The sequence below is a fragment of the Neisseria sp. P0021.S005 genome (genome assembly GCF_051956955.1).
In genome coordinates this window covers 1-25,630 of the sequence record NZ_JBQCWY010000007.1, presented here as the reverse complement: position 1 = coordinate 25,630, position 25,630 = coordinate 1, and the positions used below count along the sequence as shown (strand labels likewise).

At 49.6% G+C, this 25,630-nt stretch carries 24 protein-coding genes, 3 tRNA genes, 1 rRNA gene and 1 pseudogene; 3 read left to right on the top strand and 26 right to left on the bottom strand.

The window, feature by feature from the left end; translation table 11 throughout:
• From ACTHUE_RS01410 to rsmD, 6 genes are all read right to left on the bottom strand, one after another.
• A partial coding sequence (locus tag ACTHUE_RS01410) for a GTP-binding protein (RefSeq protein WP_002259029.1) occupies positions 1 to 126 on the bottom strand: 126 nt, incomplete at its 3' end.
• A gap of 48 nt (positions 127 to 174) precedes the next feature.
• A tRNA-Thr gene (locus tag ACTHUE_RS01405) sits at positions 175 to 249 on the bottom strand.
• Positions 250 to 258: 9 nt separating this feature from the next.
• Positions 259 to 332, bottom strand: a tRNA-Gly gene (locus ACTHUE_RS01400).
• Between the two features lie 31 nt (positions 333 to 363).
• Positions 364 to 447, bottom strand: a tRNA-Tyr gene (locus tag ACTHUE_RS01395).
• A gap of 98 nt (positions 448 to 545) precedes the next feature.
• Entirely contained in the window at positions 546 to 797 is a 252-nt protein-coding gene (locus ACTHUE_RS01390) for a YfhL family 4Fe-4S dicluster ferredoxin (protein ID WP_003679513.1), read from the bottom strand.
• A gap of 122 nt (positions 798 to 919) precedes the next feature.
• Positions 920 to 1,492 carry a 16S rRNA (guanine(966)-N(2))-methyltransferase RsmD gene (rsmD, locus tag ACTHUE_RS01385; protein ID WP_004520186.1) on the bottom strand — a complete coding sequence of 191 codons (573 nt, stop codon included), beginning with the start codon at positions 1,490 to 1,492 and terminating at the stop codon, positions 920 to 922.
• Between the two features lie 366 nt (positions 1,493 to 1,858).
• On the opposite strand from rsmD, the gene ACTHUE_RS01380 reads away from it, so the two are divergent.
• Positions 1,859 to 2,209, top strand: coding sequence for a hypothetical protein (locus ACTHUE_RS01380; RefSeq protein ID WP_079453718.1), 351 nt, complete (start codon positions 1,859 to 1,861; stop codon positions 2,207 to 2,209).
• Between the two features lie 113 nt (positions 2,210 to 2,322).
• On the opposite strand, the gene topA is transcribed toward ACTHUE_RS01380, so the two are convergent.
• The 10 genes and pseudogenes from topA to def all read right to left on the bottom strand — a co-directional run bounded on the left by topA (position 2,323) and on the right by def (position 13,982).
• On the bottom strand, positions 2,323 to 4,629 hold the full coding sequence (gene topA, locus ACTHUE_RS01375; RefSeq protein WP_004520185.1) for a type I DNA topoisomerase: 2,307 nt from the start codon (positions 4,627 to 4,629) through the stop codon (positions 2,323 to 2,325).
• 73 nt (positions 4,630 to 4,702) lie between these two features.
• Positions 4,703 to 5,158, bottom strand: a complete 456-nt coding sequence (locus ACTHUE_RS01370; RefSeq protein WP_004520184.1) for a DUF494 family protein — start codon at positions 5,156 to 5,158, stop codon at positions 4,703 to 4,705.
• 24 nt (positions 5,159 to 5,182) lie between these two features.
• Positions 5,183 to 6,373 (bottom strand): DNA-processing protein DprA, encoded by a 1,191-nt coding sequence (gene dprA / locus ACTHUE_RS01365; protein WP_004520183.1) that lies wholly within the window; start codon positions 6,371 to 6,373, stop codon positions 5,183 to 5,185.
• A 235-nt stretch (positions 6,374 to 6,608) separates the two neighbouring features.
• Positions 6,609 to 7,883, bottom strand: a complete 1,275-nt coding sequence (locus ACTHUE_RS01360) for a sigma-54-dependent transcriptional regulator (RefSeq protein WP_004520182.1) — start codon at positions 7,881 to 7,883, stop codon at positions 6,609 to 6,611.
• Positions 7,870 to 9,996: a sensor histidine kinase gene (locus ACTHUE_RS01355; protein ID WP_004520181.1), complete on the bottom strand. Its 2,127-nt coding sequence runs from the start codon at positions 9,994 to 9,996 to the stop codon at positions 7,870 to 7,872. Before ACTHUE_RS01355 ends, ACTHUE_RS01360 begins: the two co-directional genes overlap by 14 nt.
• A gap of 3 nt (positions 9,997 to 9,999) precedes the next feature.
• Positions 10,000 to 10,593 carry a DUF4390 domain-containing protein gene (locus ACTHUE_RS01350; RefSeq protein ID WP_004520180.1) on the bottom strand — a complete coding sequence of 198 codons (594 nt, stop codon included), beginning with the start codon at positions 10,591 to 10,593 and terminating at the stop codon, positions 10,000 to 10,002.
• On the bottom strand, positions 10,559 to 11,818 hold the full coding sequence (gene rsmB, locus ACTHUE_RS01345) for a 16S rRNA (cytosine(967)-C(5))-methyltransferase RsmB (protein WP_070503669.1): 1,260 nt from the start codon (positions 11,816 to 11,818) through the stop codon (positions 10,559 to 10,561). The genes ACTHUE_RS01350 and rsmB overlap by 35 nt, the downstream gene beginning before the upstream one ends.
• Positions 11,819 to 11,864: 46 nt before the next feature.
• Positions 11,865 to 12,383: pseudogene (locus tag ACTHUE_RS01340) on the bottom strand (O-acetyl-ADP-ribose deacetylase).
• Between the two features lie 33 nt (positions 12,384 to 12,416).
• Complete coding sequence (fmt, locus tag ACTHUE_RS01335) at positions 12,417 to 13,343, bottom strand: methionyl-tRNA formyltransferase (RefSeq protein WP_070503666.1); 927 nt, start codon at positions 13,341 to 13,343, stop codon at positions 12,417 to 12,419.
• 135 nt (positions 13,344 to 13,478) lie between these two features.
• Complete coding sequence (gene def / locus ACTHUE_RS01330; RefSeq protein WP_003678675.1) at positions 13,479 to 13,982, bottom strand: peptide deformylase; 504 nt, start codon at positions 13,980 to 13,982, stop codon at positions 13,479 to 13,481.
• 234 nt (positions 13,983 to 14,216) lie between these two features.
• On the opposite strand from def, the gene ACTHUE_RS01325 reads away from it, so the two are divergent.
• A complete protein-coding gene (locus ACTHUE_RS01325) occupies positions 14,217 to 15,482 on the top strand; it encodes a LysM peptidoglycan-binding domain-containing protein (RefSeq protein WP_049336996.1) in 1,266 nt (421 codons plus the stop codon).
• Positions 15,483 to 15,793: 311 nt separating this feature from the next.
• Here the strand turns inward: ACTHUE_RS01325 and ACTHUE_RS01320 are convergent, their stop codons facing one another.
• Positions 15,794 to 17,209, bottom strand: a complete 1,416-nt coding sequence (locus ACTHUE_RS01320; protein ID WP_004520172.1) for an OmpP1/FadL family transporter — start codon at positions 17,207 to 17,209, stop codon at positions 15,794 to 15,796.
• A 175-nt stretch (positions 17,210 to 17,384) separates the two neighbouring features.
• Positions 17,385 to 18,857, bottom strand: coding sequence for a pyruvate kinase (gene pyk / locus ACTHUE_RS01315; RefSeq protein ID WP_049337966.1), 1,473 nt, complete (start codon positions 18,855 to 18,857; stop codon positions 17,385 to 17,387).
• A gap of 213 nt (positions 18,858 to 19,070) precedes the next feature.
• Between pyk and ACTHUE_RS01310 the strand changes: the two genes are divergently transcribed.
• Complete coding sequence (locus tag ACTHUE_RS01310) at positions 19,071 to 19,574, top strand: hypothetical protein (RefSeq protein ID WP_049336347.1); 504 nt, start codon at positions 19,071 to 19,073, stop codon at positions 19,572 to 19,574.
• 65 nt (positions 19,575 to 19,639) lie between these two features.
• On the opposite strand, the gene ACTHUE_RS01305 is transcribed toward ACTHUE_RS01310, so the two are convergent.
• From ACTHUE_RS01305 to rrf, 8 genes are all read right to left on the bottom strand, one after another.
• Positions 19,640 to 19,765, bottom strand: a complete 126-nt coding sequence (locus ACTHUE_RS01305; protein ID WP_256388874.1) for a hypothetical protein — start codon at positions 19,763 to 19,765, stop codon at positions 19,640 to 19,642.
• A gap of 23 nt (positions 19,766 to 19,788) precedes the next feature.
• On the bottom strand, positions 19,789 to 20,652 hold the full coding sequence (locus tag ACTHUE_RS01300) for a GNAT family N-acetyltransferase (RefSeq protein WP_049336349.1): 864 nt from the start codon (positions 20,650 to 20,652) through the stop codon (positions 19,789 to 19,791).
• Positions 20,653 to 20,927: 275 nt separating this feature from the next.
• A complete protein-coding gene (locus tag ACTHUE_RS01295; RefSeq protein ID WP_049336352.1) occupies positions 20,928 to 21,593 on the bottom strand; it encodes a hypothetical protein in 666 nt (221 codons plus the stop codon).
• Between the two features lie 193 nt (positions 21,594 to 21,786).
• Positions 21,787 to 22,245: an aspartate carbamoyltransferase regulatory subunit gene (gene pyrI / locus ACTHUE_RS01290; protein ID WP_004520167.1), complete on the bottom strand. Its 459-nt coding sequence runs from the start codon at positions 22,243 to 22,245 to the stop codon at positions 21,787 to 21,789.
• 10 nt (positions 22,246 to 22,255) lie between these two features.
• On the bottom strand, positions 22,256 to 23,176 hold the full coding sequence (gene pyrB, locus ACTHUE_RS01285; RefSeq protein ID WP_039862268.1) for an aspartate carbamoyltransferase: 921 nt from the start codon (positions 23,174 to 23,176) through the stop codon (positions 22,256 to 22,258).
• Positions 23,177 to 24,218: 1,042 nt separating this feature from the next.
• The gene (locus ACTHUE_RS01280) at positions 24,219 to 24,713 is read right to left on the bottom strand and encodes a type IV pilin protein (protein ID WP_049343703.1); all 495 of its coding nucleotides are present in this window, start codon (positions 24,711 to 24,713) and stop codon (positions 24,219 to 24,221) included.
• A gap of 188 nt (positions 24,714 to 24,901) precedes the next feature.
• Entirely contained in the window at positions 24,902 to 25,189 is a 288-nt protein-coding gene (locus tag ACTHUE_RS01275) for a ComEA family DNA-binding protein (protein WP_004520163.1), read from the bottom strand.
• 316 nt (positions 25,190 to 25,505) lie between these two features.
• Positions 25,506 to 25,619, bottom strand: a 5S ribosomal RNA gene (rrf, locus tag ACTHUE_RS01270).
• Positions 25,620 to 25,630: the final 11 nt, after the last annotated feature.

Genomic DNA, 25,630 nt, shown 5'->3' with positions numbered 1-25,630 from the left:
ACCACCAAATTTTTTAGCCAAAATAGTAGTCAAAGCAGCAGTCAGAGTGGTTTTACCATGGTCAACGTGACCGATGGTGCCAACGTTTACGTGCGGTTTGCTACGTTCAAATTTTTCCTTAGCCATGGCAATATCCTATAATCTAAGCTTTTGAAAGAAAGGGTAATAATGAGATGGTGCCCATGGGCAGATTTGAACTGCCGACCTCTCCCTTACCAAGGGAGTGCTCTACCCCTGAGCTACATGGGCGAAATTGTTTGGAGCGGGTGAAGGGAATCGAACCCTCACCGTAAGCTTGGAAGGCTTCTGCTCTACCATTGAGCTACACCCGCATACTCACTATTTGCTCCAAGTAAGAATTTTTGGTGGAGGGAGAAGGATTCGAACCTTCGAAGCTCACGCAACAGATTTACAGTCTGCCCCCTTTGACCGCTCGGGAATCCCTCCAAAAGAGAACGCTAGTTTATTGGCAACTTAGATTTCCGTCAAGATTTTTTTTTATTTATTTCTTCAAAAACATCCAAGCTTTTGCTTTTAAACACTATTTATTTAAACTGAATGATTTTTTCGTACTTAGCCATCAGCTCTTCGTGCGTTTCAGGATGCTCTTCATCAATCAAGATACAGTCGACAGGACATACCTGTTGGCACTGAGGCTCATCGTAATGGCCTACACATTGCGTACACAAATTTGGATTGATTTCGTAAATTTCTTCACCTTGCGAAATGGCATCATTAGGGCATTCCGGCTCGCACACATCGCAGTTAATGCACTCATCTGTAATAAAGAGCGACATTTCTATTTCCTTTTTTCTTAAATTATCAAAACCGATTGGGCGCGGATTATAGCACAAATGACGTCGGAACAATCCGTTTGAAAGAATGTTTTACACCTTGGGAATGATTCTCAAATTCTATACTATTCAGCAACTTGCGAATAGAGCAACAATTCAAACCTGCTCATTCCCGCCTTTCCTTCCCGATAAATTTCCAGCCAATCCGGTTTTTCAGGCAGCTTCCCTGCTTCAATATAGACCATTGCCCCATTTTTCAAGTGGCTTTGCAATCGGATAAACAGATTTTGCCAATCTTCCCATGCAAACGGCGGATCAAGGAACACAACATCAAATTTTTCAGACAGCCTTGCCAGATAAGCCATGCCGTCTGAACATTCGATTTTCGCCTGTTTCAAACCTAATTCACGGATATTTTTCTGAAGTGTTTGAACAGTTTGGCGGTGGTTATCGACCATTACCACTTTTGCCGCATGACGAGAAGCAGCCTCCATTCCCAAAGCACCGCTGCCGCTGAATAAATCCAATACTGTTTTTCCAGTTAAATCCTGACCCAGCCAGTTAAACAGTTTTTCACGCACGCTGTCAGGCGTCGGGCGCAGACCATCTGCAGATAAAAATGTTAACTTTCGTCCCCTACATTGTCCACCAATGATACGTACTTGATTGCTGTGTTTGGAATGTTTGTTGTTTGCCATAATTCTTAAAAAGATACCGATTTTTCAGACGGCCTCAATTATATAGTGAAACTGCTATCAAACCATATTTCGATCTCTGCTTTTAGAGACAACAAGGCCGTCTGAAACTCATTTTTCAGACGGCCTTAGTTTGTTCTAAATAAAAGAAGTTAATTGTTTCAAAGGCTAAATTCTAATATGTCTATAGACATCTCTAACTTTTCAAACACCCACTTTTTTATTTAATTTACATATCTAACGACTTTTCCTCCTTGCTTCAAAATAGTTTGATTTTTATATGGATGGTTAAATTATCAAATATAGTTGAGTAAATTATATTTTTATATTATATTTTCATATTACCTATAATGAATATTGAGGTTTTGTATGAAAAATATCGTCTTACTTTTTACTTTACTTGTAACACCAGTTTCTTCTTTCGCAGCTTGCTATGGAAGCGACTCATTTCACACTTGCAATGACAATAGCGGGAATACTTATAGTATCCAAACAATTGGCGATACTACCTATGTAAATGGATATAATTCTCGAACTGGAAGCAATTGGTCTCAAGAAAGTATGCATATTGGCAACACTACTTATACTAATGGTCGTGCAGCAAATGGTAATTCTTGGGATATGACCACCCAAAGAATTGGAGATACCACTTTTATGAATGGAAGAAATTCTCAGGGCAATTATTTTAGTAAAACCTGTAACCAATTTGGATGTTATTGAACCATCTCCTTAACTTTATGGATATTCTTCTCTAGCTTAATTGAAAATATTTAAAAAAAGGCCGTCTGAAAATCATTTTTCAGACGGCCTTTTTCTATCCAAGCTTTAACCAATTACTCTTTCGGTGCCGGCGGTTCAATCTGTTCTTTCCATCCGCATTCTTTTTGTGGGCACACTTTTTCCACGCCCCAGCGTTTGGTGGTTTTGATGGTCAAAACCGGCCACGCGCATTTTGGGCAGGTTTCTGCAATGGGCGGGTTCCAAGTGGCGTAGTTGCAGTCAGGATAAGTGCTGCAACTGTAAAACAGTTTGCCGTAACGGGATTTGCGTTCGACGAGGTTGCCTTTTTTGCATTGCGGGCATTGGACGCCGGTGTCTTTCGGTTTTTCCAGCGGCTCAACGTGTTTGCATTTCGGATAGTTGGCGCAGCCAATGAATTTACTGCCGGTACGGCTGTATTTGTACACTAGACGACCGCCGCATTTAGGGCATTCGCGTCCGTCGAGTTCAGCTTGCTCTGCTTCCGCTTTGGCAATACGTTCGGCCGCTTCTTCGGCGGTTTCGTTAACGTTGCGGGTGTAGCTGCACTCGGGATAACCGGCACACGCAACGAAACGACCCATTTTGCCAAATTTGATTTGCAGTTTGTGTTCGCCGCATTTCGGGCAGGTTTCGTCGAGTTCCTGCGTGGTAAATTTGGCGCGTTCGATACCCTCTTTTTCTTCTACTTGCTTGATAAATGGTTTCCAGAATTTATCCATCACGGGAATCCATTGGCGTTTGCCGTTGGCAATTTCGTCAAGCTGGTCTTCGAGTTTGGCGGTGAAGTGGTAATCGACATATTGGGCGAAGTGTTCGGTCAGGAATTTGTTGACGATGTCGCCTGTGTCGGTGGGCATAAAGCGTTTTTGCTCAAGGGTAACGTATTCACGGTCTTTGAGCGTGGAGATGATGCTGGCGTAGGTCGAGGGGCGGCCGATGCCGTATTCTTCGAGGGCTTTAACCAGCGTGGCTTCGTTGTAGCGCGGCGGCGGGGTGGTAAAGTGTTGTTCGCCGTAGAGTTTGTCCACAGGCAGTTTGTCGCCTTCGCTCATTTCAGGCAGTTTTTTGCTGTCTTCGCTCTCTTCGTCGTCACTGCTTTCTTCATACACGCTCAAAAAGCCTGCGAAAGTCTGCACTTGTCCGGTTACGCGGAATACGCCTTTGCCGACGGTAATATCGACAGTGGTTTGGTCGAATTTGGCGGGCGTCATCTGACAGGCAACGGTACGCTGCCAAATCATTTGATAGAGTTTGAACTGGTCTGCGCTCAGGAAGGGTTTGACGCTTTCAGGCGTGCGGTACACAGAAGTCGGGCGGATCGCTTCGTGGGCTTCTTGGGCATTTTTGGACTTGGTTTTGTACTGCTTGGCCGAACTTGGCAGATATTCTTTGCCGATTTTGTTTTCGATGTAATAGCGGATTTCGGTTAACGCTTCATCGGCCAAATTCACGCTGTCGGTACGCATATAGGTAATCAGACCGATGGCGCCCTGCCCTACGTCTATACCTTCGTAAAGCTGCTGGGCGGTACGCATGGTGCGGTCGGTAGTGAAACCGAGTTTGCGCACGGCATCCTGCTGCATGGTGGATGTGGTGAACGGCGCGGCTGGGTTGCGGCTGCGCTTTTTCTTTTCGATGGCGGTAACGACAGCCTCTTTGCCTTCGAGTTCTTTCAACACGTCGGCTTGCGCGGCTTCGTTCGGTAGGTCGAATTGTTCGAGTTTCGCGCCGTTGTATTGGGCGAGTTTGGCGGTGAACTTGCTGCGGCCTTTGTGGCTGTCGAGATGCACCGTCCAATATTCCTGCGCTTCAAACGCGCGGATTTCGTTTTCGCGTTCGCAAATCAAACGCAGTGCGGGACTTTGCACACGGCCTGCGCTCAAACCGCGGCGGATTTTTTTCCACAACAATGGCGAAAGGTTGAAACCAACCAAATAGTCCAAAGCGCGACGGGCTTGTTGCGCATCGACCAAATCCATTTCGATTTCGCGCGGATGGGCAACCGCATCGAGCACGGCGTTTTTGGTGATTTCGTGGAACACGACACGCTGCGGTTTGATGTTTTTCAATCCGCGTTTGGATTTAAGGATTTCCAAAAGATGCCAAGAAATGGCTTCGCCTTCCCTATCCGGGTCAGTTGCGAGGTAGATGTTTTCAGCTTCTTTGGCACCGGCAACGATGGCATCGACGTGTTTGCTGTTGCGGCTGATCAGTTGGTATTTCATGGCAAAGCCATTGTCAGGATCGACTGCTCCGCTTTTCGGAACCAAATCGCGGACATGACCGTAAGACGCCAAGATTTCAAAATCACCGCCCAGATATTTTTTCAGGGTTTTGGCTTTGGACGGGGATTCGACGATTAATAGGTTTTTCGCCATTGTTGTTCTCTTTTGGATGTATTGGGTTTATGTTTCAGACGGCCTTTATTATTGAGGCCGTCTGAAAAAAGGTTTAGTGCATCACGTTTTGTCCGGTCAACGCACTCATCAAGTCGTCGCCTATCAGGACGGGTAACTCGCTCTTGTGCATCCACAACACCAGCAATACCAACACTTTGGCGGTATCGAGGGTGATTTCGTCCGATGGAATGTGCATCAGGGCATGAATGACGATTTCGCGTTGCTCATAAGTAATTGCGTGTTCGGCAACCAAATACTGCATCAAGCCCATGACTTCCTGCGGCAGGTTGTCAGCTTCTTCACGGCAGAATACGCGCAGGGAGTCGCTGTTAAACGGCTCAGCATAGAATTCGGACGTATTGAACAAGACTTCCATCATCATTAATGTATTGCCGATTTCCGTAGCATCAAAACCCGCATCTTCCAAGAGGCGACCCAAATCCTCCGGAGGCGGACAATTGTCGAAATCTTGGAAGTGTTCGATTAAATAGGCAATGACTTCGGTCATGCTGGTTCCTTAAATATAGATAATTCATGCTTTGACACGCTGATAACGGCCGCCCGGCAAGGCGGCAACGATACCGTCAAGTTCGTATTCCAAAAGCTGTGCGTACACGTCTGCCGCCGCCGTATTGGTTTGTTGCGCCAAAATATCGGGATGTATCGGGTCGTAACCCATTGCTTCCAATAAAGCGCTTGTTGATGGGGCGGCAGATAGGTTTTCAGACGGCCTTTGCGGTTCATCCGCTATTGTTTTTGGTTGCAGATGTTTGGTTTGATCGTTTTTCAGTTTTACCGTCTTATTTATAGAATATGATGGAACAGGCGTATTTTGCAATAGCTGCGGACACTCATGGAGAATATCGTCCAGACATTCCACCAGTTTTGCCCCGTCTTTAATCAGCTTGTGGCAGCCTTTGCTATGCGGATTGTCTATCGACCCGGGCACCGCCATCACTTCGCGCCCCATCTCTGCCGCCAGCTTGGCGGTAATCAATGAGCCAGATTCCAATGCCGCCTCGACCACCAATGTCAGCTGCGATAATGCGGCAATCAAACGGTTGCGGCGCGGAAAGTTGCCTGCAAACGGACGCGTATCTAAAGGGAACTCGCTGACAATCAATCCCCTTTCGGCAATTTCATAAGCAAGGTTTTTATTGGACGGCGGATAAATGCGGTCTATACCGGTTCCCCAGACGGCGATGGTGCCGCCATCTGCCTGCAATGCCCCCTGATGGGCGGCGGTATCGATACCCGAAGCCATACCCGATACGACGGGAATGCCTTTTTCGCTCAACGCCCTACCGAAATCTTTGGCAATTCGCATTGCCTGCGGCGTGGCATGGCGGCTGCCGACCATCGCGGCAGAAGGTGTGTGCAGCAGCTCTGCATTGCCGCGTAAAAACAAGACCGGCGGCGCGGTAATGCCTTGTGTCAGCATTTCGGGGAAATCATCATCTTGCAGCAGCAACAAACGGCAACCGTCCTGCATTTCCCATTGTAAAGCGGCTTCAGCAGACTGCTGCGCCAAAGCCCGTTTGTCCGCATTACGCCACGACTCGGCTGCCTGTTTATGGCGCACCAACGCGGCAATTTTGTCTGCCGGCGCATTCAAGGCAGCTTGTGCGCTACCGAATTGCTGCAACAGCACCAAAAAACTTTCTGCGCCGATATAGGGCGTAAATGCCAGTTGCAACCAAGCAAAACGCTCGTTTTCCGTCATCAATCTGTTCCCTTTTCGTAATGTTTTTTTCAGACGGCCTGAAGTAAATCAAGGCCGTCTGAAAATTTTATTGATATAAAACTTCTGTCGGCTTAAAAGGCAAAATAACAATGCCTAGCCATACCATTATTTTTATAAAGTATTGCTTGTCTAAGCAAACCGTCAAATGACGATGCCGTCTGAAAAACCTGATGGCTTTCAGACGGCCTCTTTTGTGTTTGAACCGATATTGCGCTTATTCTTCGGATTTGTCGGCGCTGCGGCGCGATACGCTGATACCGAGTTGTTTGAGTTTGCGGTAAAGGTGTGTACGCTCCAAACCGACCTTTTGCGCCACGCGGCTCATATTTTGGCCTTCTTGGGCGATGTGGTACTCAAAGTAACGGCGCTCGACTTCTTCCCTCAATTCGCGCAAAGGCATATTGAAATTGAAGCCGCCGATGATTTCTGTCGCCGTCGCGTTTTCCTTCTGACCCAAAGCCACGGCAACGGCCTGCTCGTCCACTTCTTTGCCGTCAGATTCCAACATGATGTTTTTCACCGTTTCGGCAAGCTGGTCGTAATTGCCCGGCCAATCGTATTGGCGCAAAACCACCAATGCGCTGTCGCTGAATTTTACCGGCTGGATTTTTTGACTTTCGGCCAAATCGGTCATGATGCGGTTGATTAAAAAGACGATGTCGTCCGGCTGGCTGCGCAAAGAAGGAACATTGATGCGCTCTTTCAACAGCTCTGCTAATCGGCCGGCAACGACGTCATCGGCGCCCTCACCTCGTTTAAAACCGCATGAAGCAATCACACGGACATTGTAGCGGTCGGCTTTTTCCAGCAAGAAAGCAATGCCGTTTTGGATGTTTTTGCTGTAACGGGCAATATCGCCGACATACAAAATACCGCCTGATGCCTTTTGCAACAGCTCCATCGGCGTATCAACAATGTGTTCGACACGGTCGGTTGCCACCCAAGGCGTACCGCTTTTGTGCAGATAGCGGGCGACAATCTCAAACGGCGAGCCAGCCTCACCGGCCAACAACAGCGGGCGGTTGTGTTTGGCGGCCGCTTCAATACTGCCGTTCATTTCTTGAATGACGGAACTGTTGCCCAGTTTGTCCAAAGTCATGCCGGAGGCCGTCTGAACTTCGCCATGTTTCAAGGCGCGTTCTACTGCGGACAAGAGTTTTTGCAGGGCAATCGGTTTTTCCAGAAAATCGAGCGCGCCGATTTTAGTGGCTTCAACCGCAGTGTCAATGCTGGCATGGCCGCTCATCATAACCACAGGCATATTGAGTTGGCCGTTTTTCGCCCACTCTTTCAACAAAGTGATGCCGTCGCAATCGGGCATCCAAATGTCCAGCAATACCATGGCCGGACGCGTTTGATAACGCAATTGGCGCGCTTCTTCGGCATTTTCGGCCAAAGTGACGGTATAGCCTTCATCTTGAAGGATTTCGGAGAGCAGGTCGCGGATGCCTACTTCATCATCTACAATCAAAATATCACTGCTTCGCATAAGTTTCTGCCATTTCCGGTAAAGCTATTTTGACGCACGCGCCGCCACTGTTCTGATTGCTCAGGCTGATACGGCCGCCATGCTCCTCGATAATTTTTTTCACAACGGGCAAACCCAGCCCCGTTCCTGTCGGTTTGTCGGTAACGTACGGCTCAAAAGCATTGTGCAGCATTTCTTTGCTGAAACTTTTGCCGTTGTTGCAGACGGTCAGGAAAACCTGTCCGCCTTCGCGCCCTGTTTCGACGTTTACTTGAGGCGCTTCGTCCGACTCTGCCGCTTCTGCAGCATTCTTAAATAGGTTATGCAACACTTGGCGCATCGCCGTCGTATCGGCAACAATCGGCAGGGCGTCGGCGCTGAGCCGTGCATTAAACTTGCACGCGCCGGCCTCATATAATACCAATACTTCCGACACCAAACCGTTTAAATCTTGTTTTTCTAAATTCAGCGACGGCGCACGCGCATAGTTGCGGAACGCTTCGACCATTTCTTTCAGCGCGGCCACCTGTTTGACGATGGTATCGGTTGAACGGCTGAGAATTTGGGCGTCTTGTTCATCTAGTTTATCATGCAATTTCCATGCCAATCTCTCGGCGGAAAGCTGGATAGGCGTAAGCGGATTACGGATTTCGTGCGCCAAACGTTTCGCCACTTCGCCCCATGCGGCCTCTTTTTGCGCCCGCATCAAGACGGTAATGTCATCAATCACCATCACCACGCCGTTATCATTGTCTTCCGGCAAAATGGTGGCTTTGCCCAACAAGATTCGGGCATCATCGGGCGCGGCGTATTCGACTTGGACGGGTTTGTTGCTATCGGCGGTTTCATTAATGGCGGCAAACACATCGGCCAACAGGGTTTGCTGCGGCGATTTGCCGTGCCATTGATGCCAGTTACTGCCCCACAAAGACACCAGCGAAACGCCCAAAATCTGTTCGGCGGCCTTGTTAAAGGTTTTCAGACGGCCATTGGCATCCAAAGTAATCACGCCTGTAGTCAAACTTTCCAACACGCATTCCAAATAATGGCGTGCTGCTTCTTCGCGCAAACGGTTGCGCTCGTCTGCCTCTTTGGCAATCGCTAATTGCTCGGTCATGTGGTTGAATAACTGGGTCAAACGGCCGAACTCGTCATTGCGAAATACCGGCCGAGTCTGGCTGAAGTCACCCTGAGCCACCGCCCGCGCACCCTCTGCCAGCGACAATACCGGTGCCACAAAACGGCGGGCAAAATACAAAGCCATCACCAGCGCCAAAAAGATGGCCAATAATGTCGCGACCAACAGCGTGGACAGGAAAAAGGTTTGCAGGCCTTTTTTGGTATAACTCAGTTCGGCATATTTGGCTCGGGCTGCTTCAATCAGCGTCGCGTCTTGGGCAACATCTTTCGGAATCGGCTGCCGAAAAAACAACGCATAATCCTGATTTTTATGCGGACCGATCAGCATCCAGCCTTGAGCATACAGCACGCCGCCGATGTTTTCCAAGCTGCGCACCGAGCCGGTCTGCTCCAGTTGCTCCCATCCTTCTTTGTTAAGCTCAGGTTGATTTAGTTTCAAGGGATTGATGCTTTTCTCGGCTTTATGGGTAGTCGCGTTATAAAGCGCCAGCTGGGCAAAGTCGGCAGTAAGCGCGGATTTTGCCAGCGCTTGCCCTAAGTTGCCGTCCAGCGAAGCGGCGCTGATTAAGTCGATCTGCACCGGCGTGGCGTTGCTGACAGCGTTGTCTACCGCCAAGTTCAGCGCGGATTTGCTCAAGTTTAAGCTGCGCTCTAGAGCCTCATGGGTATCGTTGCCAAACCAAGAATTAATCGTACCGTTAATAAACTGGGCGGAAATACCGAACAAAAACACGCCCGGCAATACGGCAACCAAAGTAAACATCCCCGACAGCCGACGTGCAATCTGCGAACCGAACACGCTTTTGCTGTTGTCGCGCATCAAAAGCACGACATAGCGCACCAACACCGCCGCCAACACCAGCAACAGCAAACCGCACAAGGCGACAATCCACCAGAAGTAATCGGACAATACGTTGCTGCTGCCCGTTGCAACAGTCAGACCGTACAACAAAACAACGGCGAATACGGCGGCAATCAGAAGAAAGCGGCGCATGGTTTACTCCTGCACGACCGACAAGGACTTCCAACCGGAATCCAAATGCCAGTTTTTAGACGTCAGGGCATTGATTTGGAACGGTTTGGGCAGCTTGGCGGTTGTCAGCAGCAGGCGGATTTCAGCCTTCGTGTCTTTGGCGGCCACATCACTCAGCGCACCCTTGGACAAAACCTTCCAATTCGCGACCGCGCCCACTGCGCGCAAGGCAGTCTCAAGCGTATCGTACTCGGTAGAAAACGTACCGACGGTAACGCGATAGCGGTTGGTCAGCGGATGGAAGGACAATTTGTATTGAATCGTGCTGTCGTTGTTGAGCAGCTGGTCGAACTTGAATTTATAAGACGACATAGACGGCGCTGACAGCTGCCAACTTAAATTGAAATGCAGGGGGACGCCCTGTTTGAGTGCTTCTTTAAGCTGGTCGGGCAAGTCAGTGCGGAAACGGCTGCTGACGGAAAGCTGTCCGGCATGGGTCAGCTTTGCCTCGGCACGGGTCGCACTGATGCCCTCGCCTGCCGCGTTCAGCGACACGGCAAGCAAGAGCGGTACAATCAGCGTTTTACTGCTTTTTAATAAGCGCGTAATAAAAGCCATCTTGATGTTTGTTCGGTAAAAGCACATGCGATTCGATCAACTCGGCATCGGCATGGCGGTTAAGGAATTTTTGCAACTGACCGTCGTTTTCTTCGACAAAGACCGAGCAGGTAGCCAGCAACATCCTGCCGTTTTTCGTCAGGGTCTGCCACAGCGCGTCTAATAATGCTTCCTGTTGGCGTGCGGTTTTGACGGCATCGGTCGGCCGGCGCAGCCATTTGACGTCAGGATTGCGCCGCGCCACGCCCGAAGCGGTACACGGCACATCGGCCAAGACAGCGTCAAAGGTCTTTCCATCATACCATGCCGCCAAGTCCTGCGCATCGGCACAAGTCAAAGAGGCCTTTTGAAAGCCTAAACGGTCAAGATTGCTCTTCACCCTGTTCAGACGGCCTTCATCTATATCCAAAGCGGTAACATGACAATCTGCCAGTTCCAAGATATGGCCTGTCTTGCCGCCCGGCGCCGCACAGGCATCGAGAATGCGTTCGCCGTCTTTCGGGTTCAACAAATAGGCAGCACGTTGCGCACCAAAATCCTGCACCGACACCAGGCCGTCTGAAAAACCGGGCAGGCGGCTTACCGGCACAGCTTCTTCCAACATCACGGCGTATTCGTCCAAAGCCCTGGCCGCAATACCTTCCGCAGCCAGTTTTTCCAAATAGCTTTCGGCATTGCCGTGTCGGCGGTTGACGCGCAAAGTCATCGGCGGATGCGATTGCAGCGCAGTGGTGATATTGTGCCAATGTTTCGGATAATGGTTTTTCAAATAAGCCACCCACCACAGCGGCAAATTGTGTTTCGCCACATCGTCTTTTTTGCAGGAAGCTGCGAGCTTGTCGCGTTCACGCAAAAAGCGGCGCAAAATCGCATTGGCAAACGAGCGGAACTGGCCGCGGCCGATTTTGGCAATGCTTTCCACCGCTTCATTGACCACGGCATGAGGCGCATTGCGCGTGTAATGCAGTTGGTACATCGCCGCCAAAAGCAGGCTTTCAAGCTGCGGATTGTCAATCGGCTTCTTCAACATTTGACCAAGCATATACTTCAAACTGCCCAAATAACGCTGGCAACCGTAGGCAATATCCTGCAACGCGCCGTTTTCCTGCGCCGTCAGCTGCGGATGCGCCGCGCGGATTTCCGCCAAGACATCCTGAAGATTGCGCCCTTCGGCAACCGCGGCAACGCTGTCGGCGGCCAGTTTTTGGGCGAGGGACATACTCATATTTTTGCTTTCTGATTTATATTTGATTTCAAGTGTTCGGAGGATTTCAGACGGCCTGTTCGGCTGCCAGCAATGCCCGATAATATTCGGCATCTGCTTTGGAAAAACAGCAAAAGATGATTTTTTCCACTGCCGGACATTACGGCAGGACTTGTTTCAAACTCTCCAAAGCGATACGCGCGGCAGCTTTGGCCGGGAAACGGTACACACCGGTACTGATGCACGGAAAGGCGATGCTGTGAAGATCGTGTTTCTGGGCAAGCAGCAAGGAATTGGCGTAGGATTGTGCCAATTTGGCCTCTTCATTTTGTTTTCCGCCAAACCATACCGGCCCGACCGTATGAATGACAAAACGCGCAGGCAAACGATAGCCTTGGGTTATTTTGGCTTCGCCTGTGCGGCAACCGCCCAAAGTTCGGCACTCATCCAGCAGCTCTTTGCCTGCGGCGCGGTGTATTGCACCGTCTACTCCGCCACCGCCCAACAGCGATGAATTGGCGGCATTGACAATCGCATCGACTGCCAATCGGGTAATATCGCCCTCGACCACTTCAAAAACAGCCATTGTTTTCTTTCCTCTACGTTTGTTTCCAGCCTGTTACAAAACCGTTCCGACTTCAATCGTCCGGCCTGCCGCAAATGCCTGTATGCTCATGCGTTTGCTGCCGGAAGGCTGCAATTCGGTAATGTTCAGCGCATTTTCACCGCACGCCACCAGCAGGCCGTCTGAAGTGCAGGACAACACTTCGCCTGCCTTACCCTGTTTGACCACGACTTCGGCACGCCAGATTTTCATCGGTTTGCCTTGATACTCGACCCACGCGGCAGGTACAGGGTTGAAAGCACGGATTTTGCGCTCAATCACAGCCGCGCTTTCATTCCAATCGATACGCGCCTCTTCTTTGCTCAATTTCTGGGCGTAGGTAACGCCTTCTTCAGGCTGTTTGACCGCATTCAGACGGCCTTCAGCCTGCAGACGCTGCAAGTCGGCAACAATCGCTTCCGCACCCAAACCCATCAGCGCGTCATGCACTTCGTTGGCGGTATCCGTAGGCTGGATGGCGTAGCGGTGTTCGCTGACCACATCGCCGGTGTCCAAGCCGATGTCCATCTGCATGATACACACACCGGTTTCGGCGTCGCCGGCTTCAATCGCACGTTGAATCGGTGCCGCGCCGCGCCAACGGGGTAACAGCGAAGCGTGGATATTGAGGCAGCCGTGTTTGGGCGTATCCAACACATCCTGCGGCAAAATCAAACCATACGCGGCCACTACCATCACATCCGCGCCCGTATCTTTAAGCATTTGCAGGGCTTCGGCGTTATTGCGCAACTTTTCCGGCTGCGCCACGGTCAAACCTAATTCCAAGGCAGCCTGTTTGACCGGCGATGCGGTCAGCTGCATGCCGCGGCCTTTGGGGCGGTCAGGCTGGGTCAACACCAGCGGAATTTCAAAACCTGCGGCGGCGATGGCTTTCAAGGCGGCGGCGGCAAAATCGGGCGTACCGGCAAAGATGACTTTCATGTTGTGTCCTTGTGAAAATGGTTTGAATGGGCGCGTTGGGCAAACTGTTTCAGCTGAAAAGGCCGTCTGAAAGATTGAAAACCGAAGTATGCCTTCTGTTTTGTCTTTTCAGACGGCCTTTAAGCGATGCGCAGGTCAGATGGTGTGTTTCTGACGTTTTTTCAGTTTGGTTTTGATGCGGCCTTGTTTCAGCTGCGACAAGTGTTCGACAAACACGATGCCCATCAGGTGGTCCAATTCGTGCTGCACGCAGATTGCCAGCAGGCCGTCTGCTTCCAGCGTGAATTTCTCGCCTTTTTCGTTCAAGGCTTCAACTTTGACGCGCTCGGCACGGGTCACAGTATCGTAAATGCCCGGTACGGACAGACAGCCTTCTTCGTAAGTTGTCTCGCCGTCTTTTTCGACAATGACGGGATTGATGAACACGCGCGGCTCGCTGCGGTCTTCGGTCAAATCCATCACGACGATGCGCTCGTGTACGTCGACCTGAGTGGCCGCCAAGCCGATACCGCGTGCTTCGTACATGGTTTCAAACATATCGGCAACCAATGTCTGGATGCGCTCGTCGATTTTTTCAACAGGTTTGGCAACCGTGTGCAAACGCTCGTCAGGGTATTGGAGGATGTTCAGTAAAGCCATAATATTCTCGTTTTATAAAACTGATGTGTGATTTTCATACAGATTTGGTTTCCGCCGCCACAATCTCCTGTCATGACAGCAACATTCAATGCTAAAATAACGCCGAAAAATGTTAAGATAGCGCGACAGAGGCCGTTCGTTATCGTATTGATGGATGGGCGGCAGTTTCGCAAACTCCAGCCTTCTCTGTTTATCATCTGAAGACAAACCAAACCGATTTCAAGGGGAACGGTTATGCAACAACGTATTATAACCCTGCTTTGCATGGCAGGCATGGCTATTTCTGCCCACACTCAGGCAGCTTCTTTAAAAATCCGCCCCAATGCGCCGCAACGCTACGTCGTTAAAAACGGCGATACCTTGTGGGGCATTTCCGGCAAATATCTGTACAGCCCGTGGCAATGGAACCGCCTTTGGGGCGCCAACCGCAACGCCATCCGCAATCCGCACCTGATCTATCCGGGTCAGGTGTTGGTTTTACGCTACGTCAACGGCCAGCCTCGACTGGGTTTTGAACACGCCCAAACCCGTTCAGACGGCATTCCCGTGATCAAACTGCATCCGCGCGTACGCGAAACTTCCGGCTACGGCATTCCGACCGTCAACGTCAACCTCTACCGCATGTTTATGAAACATCCGCAGATTATCGCTCCGGAAGAAACCGCCAACGCGCCGCGCCTGATTGCAGGTCCCGACAACCGCGTCCTCTACACCCAAGGCAACCGCGTGTACGCATACGGCCTGACCGAACCCGGCCGCTACCTGACCTACCGCGTCAATAAAAACATCACCGATCCGGAAACCGGTAAATTCCTCGGCCAAGAAGTCGTGTTCAGCGGCATCGCCAACACGCTGCCTTACACCGACTCCGCCTTGGAAAACCGTACCCGCGCTTCTGACGAAAAACTCAAAAGCAACGAGTATTACACCCAAGTCAACAAAGTCATGAAGCTGCGCACCCAGTCCGCGCAACCTTTGGTTATCGAAGAAGCCGTTTCCGAAATCCGCAAAGACGACTATCTGCTGAAACTGCCCGAAGGCCTCGACAGCTTCAATGTGATGCCTCACGCCCCTGCCCGTCCGATTCAGGCCAAAGTCGTTTCCATCTTCGACGGCGTGGGCGAAGCCGGTCAGTTCCAAACCATTACTTTGGATAAAGGCGAACTCGACGGCTTGGACAAAGGCACTGTGGTCAGCCTCTACAAACGCGGCCGCCAAGTCCGTGTCAATCTATCCAACAACCTGATTCGTAAGCCGAAAGACAAAGATACGGTTGAGTTGGTTTCCATTCCGGCGGAAGAAATCGGTTTGGCAATGGTGTACCGCACATCCGACCATCTGGCCTCAGCCATTATTTTGGAAAGCCTGAACAGCGTTTCCATCGGTGATACCGCTTCCGAACCCGGCCGCGACTTGGACAATATGGCTGATGAAAAAACCATGGACAAGCCGGCTGAAGACGAACAAGAAAGAGAAATCGAACTGGAAGTCCGCAGCTGATTGAGCTTTCTTAGCAGCCATCTGGCAAATAAGGCCGTCTGAAAACCTGTTTTTCAGACGGCCTTTTGATTGCTGCCCATCAGAATAAAGAAATCTGTAACACGTTGTTTAAAGCGCAAACAACATCTTATTTTTCCAGCCGGTAATCGGCTATTCTTTTTTCTATCGTTTTTCCGTTCTGCCATTCCAATCAGAAATATGTAAAGCCCAACACACCATTTATTGCCTGTGGATTGCTCCATCTGTTCCTGCCAATCAAAAAGGCCGTCTGAAATCTTCAGACGGCCTTTTTATCCACAACTCAAATCCGATTATTTGAATTTGTAAGTGTATTGCAAGCCCAAGATGTCCGCTTTATTTTTGAAGCGGGCAGAGGATGCACCGCGGCTGTCCACGTCGTTGCCGCTGGCTTTGCCGGTGCGGTAAACCGTGTCATTGATGTGGATATGGCTGTACGCCGCATCGATAACATGGTTTTTACCCAGTTGATATTTGGCACCGACGGAGAACCAAATACGGTTGCCGTCAGGCAGGCTGTTCATACGGTCTTCAGCGCTTTTAACCGGCGATTTATCGAAAGCGATACCGGCACGCAGTTGCAATGGTTCGGTAACTTGGTAAGAGCCGCCGAATGCAACTTTATAAGTGTTGCGCCAGTTAGGCGTGATAACGGTACGGTCAGATTGGCCGTTGACAACTTTTTTGGTGTTTTCAAACACCAGCTCCGCTTTGTTGAAGCGGCTATGGCGCGTCCAAGTCACATCGCCGAACAGGTTGGTTTTGTCGGTGGCGCGGTACATACCATGAACAGACAAAGACTCAGGCGTTACGATTTTTACGCTGGCTTTTTCGTTCGGCACATAACCGCGTGCAGCCATTGCACCCAAATCCCATGCGCGTTTTGCATATGCGCCGTCCGCTTCCCAATCGGCAGTGCCTTTCAGCGTATGCGATACTTTGGAACGATAGTTCACACCCACGCGTGCGCGCTCGTTGATGTCCCACATCCACGCCAGTTGGTAACCAAAGCCCCAATCGTGACCTTTTACATCGGCATGACCGTCAGCTTTGCCGGTCGCATCGACAGCAACGGGACGGCCTGCTTGACGGGAAGCCAAGCCGCTGGCCAACTGGCTGATGGCGCCGGAAGCATCCCAGTCGGAGTATTTGCGCAATTCGGCTTTGGAATATTGGGCAATCAAACCGGCACCGACGGCGTGCTGCTCATTCAGTTTCCACGCAACTACCGGCTCGATGGCTATGGTGGTCAAACCCAGTTTGTTGATGTTGTGGCGCAAGACGGAATCTTTTTCGTATTCGGTTGCCGAACCGAAAGGAACGTACACGCCCAAACCCAAAGTCACATCGTCGCTGGCTTTGTACGCGCTATAAACGTGCGGAGCAACGGTGGTTTCGGTAATTTTGCCGCTGGTCGAGCCGCTGACATCGGCACCCGTGCGGAAGTGTTTCGCAGATTCTGCCTCATAATGAATGCTTGGGAAAACGATATTGGCGTTGACGGAAATTTGGCTGCTGTCGATTTTGCTCAAACCGGCCGGGTTGTAGAAAATAGTTGAGGCATCGGCGGCTTCGGCGGCGGCGGCGTTGGCCGTGCCTTGTGCGTTAACGGATTGTGTGCCGAAATGGTAGCCGGAGGCTTGGACGGCGGTAGATAACAGTGCTGCGCTTAAAATAAACGCTGTTTTTTTCAGGTTGAAATGAATCATTTTGGTTTACCGTGAAAGTGGCGTACAAAGAAAAAGGCCGTCTGAAACGTCCTTTATTGATTTAGTATAGGCACTCAATTCTATACTACATCATTATTTTTGCCTAATCTTTTCTTTTTTTACACAAAAAAGCAGGCTAAAACAGCCTGCTTTTCCAATTATCGGATCACTGCAATTATTTAACCTGCAACACTTCCAGCGTATTGGTCGAACCGGATTCGCGCATTTGCGAACCGCTGGTGATGATGTATTGGTCGCCGCTTTGGAGGATTTTGTGTTCTACCAGCATGGCTTCCACTTCGTTCAGCGCGGTATCGTGATCGGTACTGGTTGCCAAAATCAACGGACGCACGCCGCGGTACATCGCCATGCGGCGTTGCGCTGAAACACTCGGCGTCAGGGCAAAAATCGGCAGGGTGATGTTGTGGCGGCTGACTTCGAAGGCGGTCGAACCGCTTTCAGTCAGGGCAACGATGGCTTTGGCGTGAACTGCTCGCGCCACGCTGACCGCACCGCCAGCAATCGCCAAGTTGGTGCTGACGGCTTCGGGATACTCGACCTGTTCGGCAACGCCGTTGAGCGAATCTTGTTCTTTTTCCGCAGCCGCACAAATAATCGCCATTTGGCTGACGGTTTCAAACGGATACGCACCGACGGCGGTTTCGGCGGAACACATCACCGCATCGGTACCGTCCAATACCGCGTTGGCCACGTCGCTGACTTCCGCGCGGGTTGGTACAGGGTTGGTAATCATGGATTCCATCATTTGAGTTGCGGTAATGCTGAAGCGGCGCAACTCACGGGCGCGGCGGATCATGCGTTTTTGTAGGGCAGGTACGGCGGCATGGCCGACTTCCACTGCCAAGTCGCCGCGGGCAACCATAATACCGTCGCTGGCAAGGATGATTTCGTCCAGATTTTCAATGGCTTCTACGCGCTCGATTTTGGAAACCAAACCGGGACGTACGGCTGTACTGCCTTTCATTTCTTCTTCGACTTTGGCGCGTGCGATGTGCAAATCTTCGGCAGATTTCACAAAGCTGATGGCCAAGTAGTCGCAACCAATGGCAATCGCCGTTTTCAGGTCGCGGAAGTCTTTTTCGGTCAACGCACCGGCAGACAGGCCACCGCCGCGTTTATTGATACCTTTGTTACTTTTCAGCACATGGCTGTTTTCTACCCTTGTAATAATCTTACTTCCTTCAACCGCCTCAACGGTCAAAGTCAACAGGCCGTCGTCCAGCCACAAAACATCGCCGGCAGCGACGTCATTCGGCAAATCACGGTAGTCCAAACCCACCGCTTCGCGTGTACCTTCGCCTTCAAGTGCGGCATCCAAAATCAAAGTTTCATCTTTATTCAGCTCGATGCTGCCGCCGGCAATTTTACCGACACGGATTTTAGGCCCTTGCAAGTCGGCAAGAATGGCGATTTCCTGACCCGCACGTTTCGCGGCTTCGCGTACGATACGGGCATTTTCTTCATGAAACTCCGGCGTACCGTGGCTGAAATTGAAACGGACGACATTAAGGCCGCCGACACGGATCATGTCTTCCAACAATTGTACATTGTTGCTGCCCGGACCCAGTGTGGCAACAATTTTGGTATTGTGGCTGATACGGGTTAAATCACGTTGCAATTGGCTCATGTAAACGTCCTTTCCTGTTGATTTCACGTTTGATAATGAAGAAGATTGTACTCTTAATGCAATAATGTTGGCGTAAAATTACATCATTTTCTGACTTAAACTAAATTTATTTTTGCATTAACCTACTTTTCTATCGGATACAATACACTCTCACGTCGTCATTTTTAATTTTCAGACGGCCTCCCTCATACTAATAGAATACCCAACTGATCCATGAAACGTTTTTTGACTCCGCTACCCATCGGTATCGTTTTGGCCGACCTGATCTACGGTTTCGTACTTAATGTCATGCAAGGCTTAAATTTGCAACAAACCGCCGCCAACCAGTCCGGTACAATTTCCGTTACGCCCGACATTGCCTTCAACAGCCTACAAATCGTCGCCAACGGCGGCATGGTCTGTATCATCGGCTTCGGTTTGATTGTTTTGTTCCAACTCAACCGCGCCGTATTACGCCAACAAATCCTGCCCATCGGTATTTTCCGAACCCTCGGCCTGTTGGCTGTTTTGGCATTCAGCATTTCGTCTTTGTGGGAATGGTTGCATGCCGCTTTGTCGCTGCTTTCCGGGCACAACGTTTTAAACTTCAGCAACCCGCGTTATCTGGTTACCGCAGCCTGCATGCCCATCATCGCTTTCTTGTGCATCCTGCGCCTGTACAATTGGTATCGCCTGCATCGGACTGTTGCCGCTGACGACACCTCCACGACACTCTAATCAAGTTGCAAAAAGGCCGTCTGAAACAGGAAAACCTATTTCAGACGGCCTTGTCATTGTATATCTCAACGTTGATGGCTGGTTTCTACACTGGCCTTAATCTCACCATACATTTGCGAGCTGCCTCCGCTGCCTGATGCGCAGGCCGCCAAGCTCAGTGTCAAAACAGCCGCGGTCAAAATCTTCAACATTGATTTCTCTCTTTCCACAAAAATTATTTCGGATCGCAACGGAAATGGTAAGCGCAAATTTCAAATCCGTTTTTGAAGTAGAGACGATGCGCACCTGCACGGTCATGGTTAACATGGACATTCAGATGGATTTTGGTCGCGCCGGTTTCCGCACCGATTTTGCGTACTTCTTCCAACAAGCGTGAAGCATAGCCTTTTTGGCGGCATTGCGGCATGGTTACGAGATCATCAATATGGATATGGTAACCACTGGCCAAGTTATGTGCAGTATGGAAACCGCATACGGCCACGGCATTTTGTTTACCTTCTTCAAAAATACCCAACAGGCGGTAACCGGTTTTGCGCTGATGCTCGTTGATTTGTTCGACGAAACGGTGAATATCGGTCAAAGAAGAACGCAAAATGCTCAATGCCGCAAAAGCGGTTGCGGTTTCTTCCGGCGGAATTTCACGCAATACGCCAACCACAGGCGCGGCAGCTTGAGGCTCAGGCTGAGCATTGGCCGCTTCCGCACGCTCGGCTGCATGTTTTTCTTCAATCGCCTGCGCCAACAAAACGCGCTCGACCGGCACTTCGCCCTGCTGTTTGCTCTCTTGCTCTTTGAGCAAGGCTTTGCAGTCAATCACGCGCAAATCATTATCCGCTGCAAAGTCCATCAAGAAACGGAACATTTGCGGATTGTCTTCTTCCAACTTTTTATCGACCGCTACACAACGGACATTGTCCACCAAAATCGGGCGCACCCAATTCGAATAGGAAAGGCGGTTGTCTTTAGTAAAGGAGGACAAAATACCGCACAGGCGCTCCGCCCAGTCGCTTGGTCGGAAAATCTTGCCTTTGCTGGTCGTACCATGGATCACAACTTCATAAGGATTACACACTAACATAAGCAGCTTCCTGAGAGTAAATGGCTGAAGGAATATTTCGCCAGTGCCAACATCAGAAAAAGTTCCGATACATAGCAACAGATTATTGAAAAAATATCAGTAAGGTTTTGAAATACGACAATGATGAGACGGCTTGCCGAGCCTGACAATCCGTTTCGAATTCTTTGATTATTATACCCGATACGCCTCTTTTTCTTCAAAAATCATTTGAAAAATAACAACAGGCCGTCTGAAAACAAGTATTTCGGTTTCAGACGGCCTGCATATTTTGAATATCAATACAACAATTTCTTGCGGGGCTTTTGCTCGCCATTGGATTTAATTTCTGACAAATTGAAATTCAATATGCTCAAATCCAAAACGCTTTCTGAAGTGCATTGATCGCCAAAGGCATTTTCATAAGTGGCTTTCAGTTTCAATACTCCGCCGAATGTTTGGTCCGGCAATTCGGCAGCCAGCGCCAACATGCTTGCAAACACGCCGCCATACAATTCTCCCGATGCCAGCATATCCACGCCGCCGGAAAACATCTCCAAGCGCATAACTGCATCGGCAACCAGCTTGCTCGGCAAGTGATCCGGCAAAGCCTCAGCCTCAAAACGCACATTCTTCGCCAAGCCCTTACCGCTATTGCGGACAACCAAAACCAATAAATCCGTTTGTCCATCAGAACGTTGCAACGTCGCATGCAAAACAGGATGAATGCTCTCTTTTTGAATCAGCTGCTCACGGTGCAACATCTTGCTTTTAGCTTTGGATCGCGCAGATACGACGGCCCAAATCAACCAAACAAATGCAACGGCAGAAATGGCTGTAACCAAAAGGGGAAGATTGGTCAAATAGGCTTGCTGATTAAACCAAACTTGTGCGGCTAAAAATCCGGCAAAGAAAATCAAGACGTATAAAATTGGGGCAAACCGGCTTTGTATGGATGAGTGCATGAGTTTTCCTACATTTCGTATCATGTTATTAAAAAATAATGCCTTTCGGGCGAATAATGTCATCAACCCGGAAGGCATTATTTTAACGTAATTTTAACGCAATTTGCTTAATATCTTGCTTTTTATGAAACTAATGTATCAAGCAGACAACTCAAACCGTATAGCCGTATTTTCAGACGGCCTGAGATTTTTATCAGGCTTCGGCAACCGAATCACGCGAGAAGGTTTTTTCGCAATAATGGCATTTCAAACGCGTCTGACCATTATGTGAACGGACATAAAAGCGACTGATGACCGGCTCGCCATGACTGGCACAATTAGTATTCGGGCAACGGAACACTTCCGAAATCTCGTCCGGCAATGACAAATGCTGTTTCTCAACCACCTTAAACCGATCGATTTTGTTGACCACTGCTTCAGGGGCAAATAAAGCTAAACGGTTGGCCGCATTGGCATCCAACCACACACCGCTGATTTTGATAATGTCTTTGCTTCCCTGCGTTTTACTGGGCAAATTAAAACCAACCGTAACCGCGCTGCCATAATGCAGCAGCTTAAACTGTCTTAAAATGGCCAAGCCTTTACCAGCAGGAATATGGTCAATCACCGTACCTTGTTCGATTGCTTCAACGCTGAGTTTTGAGTTTTCCATCTTTCGCTCCTTAAACTTCTTCGTTCAATACCAAAGACAAAATCGCCATCCGTGCATACACTCCATTGGTTGCCTGTTCAAAATAATAGGCATGAGGTGTTTTATCCACATTCGGATGAATTTCATCTACCCTCGGTAAAGGATGCAAGACGCGCAAATTGGGTTTGGCGTTTGCCAACATCGGCGCATCAAGATTGAATTTACCCTGAATTTTGGCAAATTCCTGCTCATCAAAACGTTCGCGCTGAACGCGGGTCATGTACAAAATATCCGCCCATTCGACCGCTTCTTCCAAGCTGGACAGGACTTGATAAGGGCAACTGGCCTCCTCCAGCTCTTCAGTGATATAGTCCGGCATCGCCAAGCTGGGAGGAGAAACAAATGCAAACTCACAACCCCAACGCTTCAATGCTTGACATAATGAGTGTACCGTACGGCCATATTTCAAATCACCGGCCATCGCAATCTTCAAATTGCTCAAACTACCTTGTGTTTCATAAATCGTTACCAGATCCAAAAGCGTCTGGCTTGGATGTTGGTTGGTACCATCGCCGGCATTAATCACGGGCACGCTCGAAAACTCGGCCGCCACACGGGCCGCACCGTCTTTCGGGTGTCGCTGAATAATCGCATCCGTATAACTGGAAATAATCCTCGCAGTATCTGCAAGCGTTTCACCCTTTTTCGCGCTGGTATTCGCGCCATCGGAAAAACCGATAACTTTCCCACCCAAACGCTGTACCGCCGTTTCAAAAGACAAACGCGTACGGGTAGAGGGTTCAAAAAAGCACGAACCAATCAATTTACCTTCAAGCAAATCTTCGCGAGGCTGCTTTTTCAACTTCAAGGCCGTCTGAAGCAGCAATTCGAGCTGCTCCGTCGTCAAATCTGAAATTGAAATAATATGTTGCCGATAAAGCGGATTAGGCATGACCATTCCTTCCCATAAAAAAGCCCGCAACAGGCGGGCGTTTCAAGCAAACCGATTCCATCGTTGCCCGACATCATCCCCGTCGGACAATCACAACCATGTTTCTACCACACCCATGAAATCTCCCGCATTATCGCATATTTAACAGACGACTGCTTCTATCAAGTTTTCAGACGGTCTGAGACCTTTGCAAAAAATCCTTCATCCCCAACAGCCAAAAATCAAACACAGGGACTTGACAGCTCCCTTTTATCTTCCCAATGCTCGCATCTTGTAGGAGCAAACAAGCGCAAGTAAGCTGTTAACCACTTCAACGATTCAAACATATCGCTTTCGAATAGCGTTGCACACCCATGTTGCCTAAAGCAAATTAGGTTCACACCCTGATTTACAGTGAAACGTAACAAAGCTTTGTTCAACCACATAACGGGTTTTTCGACAAATATTCGGTTGTGTTTGATTTGCGTTTCCGTCGATGAGTTGTTGCAAAGGGCTTTGCGATAATGCAGGTCTGTAGCTGATGTTTTTCTAGGTGCCATCTGTTTTGCTGCCGTAGCCTTTGATCGAACCTTCTGCCATACCTTATCTCGTCGATATTGAAGGAGTGATGTGCAGTTTCTCAATATAGCCTTTCAAAATAGATACAGATATATGTTTGCTGTATCAACCAGCCTTTTACCCTGCAGACAATGCTATCTTTGCTTGGTGTAATTTGTCTACAGCCTTTATCTTTTATTATCCTTACCCATGACCGCTCGGGCCGTCTGAATAATGTTGCATCAATAACTTAAACTACCGCTTTCTCTACTTTTAAACTTTCCCGCTCAATTTACAGTTAATTCCTAATAGTTCTGACCAGGGCATTACCTTCCGCCGGCTGGTTGCAGTGTCAGCATAAGGTACTGGATTTGAAATATTCAGTTCGTCAAAATAATAAAACGGGTTAAGACAATAATGCAGTACTCGAGGTTGAGATCAGCCTCCCCCAAAGACGTGCCTGTGCACGTCCTTTTTACTTTCTTATCTCCTTTCCACCCTATTGTCACCCCGTAAAAGGCTTACACTCCGCATCATTGCCCCTAAATATCTCCTCACCGTCCGTACAGCTGCCCTTCCCCTTCATCTTCCCGCACACCACCGCCGTCAGCGACTCGTTCAAGCGCAGCACCCTCGGCTCCGCCTCCCTGTCCAGCGCCACCGCCTTCAAGGTAAACTTACCCTCCAGGATGCCCTTAGCCTGACCGCTCATCCTGATACAGAAACCGCCCGCCTCCTTCACCGGCAGTTCCGGCCACTTCGTCGACGTCAGCTTAAAGCTGCCCTTTTTCGTATAGAACTGCTCCATAAAGCGCGCATTTTCCAGCAGCGCTGCATGAGCCGCACGCAGGTTGGCCGAGCGGACCGATTCCCGATAGACCGTAAAGGCCGCCGTTGCCAAGATCGAAACCAGCAGCATCACCACCAGCAGCTGTATCAAGGAGTAGCCCCTCTGCACAGTTGCCCTATCCCATTTTCTGTCAAATGCCTTTAAGTACATATCTTTCTTCCCTTTATCTTCTATATCTCTATCCAACAAGAGGCACCCTATCCGTTTATCCCTTCACCCCATGTAAAGTCTCCACTGGTTCAAGTTTTATTCCCACCCCCAAACAAAGCCGCCCCGTGGCCCAACCGGCAAACGGTTCGGCCTCGGGGCGGCATATACGGCACAAACGTCCGTCAGACTTATTTTTTCACGGCAGGCTGCGCGGCCTTAGGCGCGGCAGAAGAAACCGTCGCCTCCGCCTTCAACTTGTTCAGCACCGCATCACCGATGCCCTTCACGTTTTTCAGCTCCTCCACCGATTTGAACGCACCGTTCTTCTGACGATATTCCACAATCGCTTTCGCCTTAGCCGGGCCGATACCCGGCAATGCCTCCAGTTCGGCAGAAGAGGCCGTATTGACGTTCACGGCAGCCAAAGAGAATGCCGTACACACGGCGGCAAAGACACCAAATAAAAATTTCTTCATCAGGGTTTTCCTATAACGTGTTGGATTGAATCAACCGGGCCGGCTGCAGGACAGTTTTACTTCCCCGCAGACACTGCCACACGACAGTAGAACACGGCCCTATTCCATATAAATGCATACGACATAATAACGCAAATACCGTTCGATTTCAAATATTCTAAACAGTTAACCGTAACTTTCGGCACTTTATGTTCAAGAATAACAACATAGTTATCATCCTTTAATTTAAACAACAAGAATGCATGAGTCATCAAACCGACAGAACCGACAGGCATGTAAAAAGCCCCCGACATCAGTCGGGGGCTTCGGAATGAGTGTTTGGCGGTGACCTACTTTCACATGGAAGAACCACACTATCATCGGCGCTGAGTCGTTTCACGGTCCTGTTCGGGATGGGAAGGCGTGGGACCAACTCGCTATGGCCGCCAAACTTAAACTGTT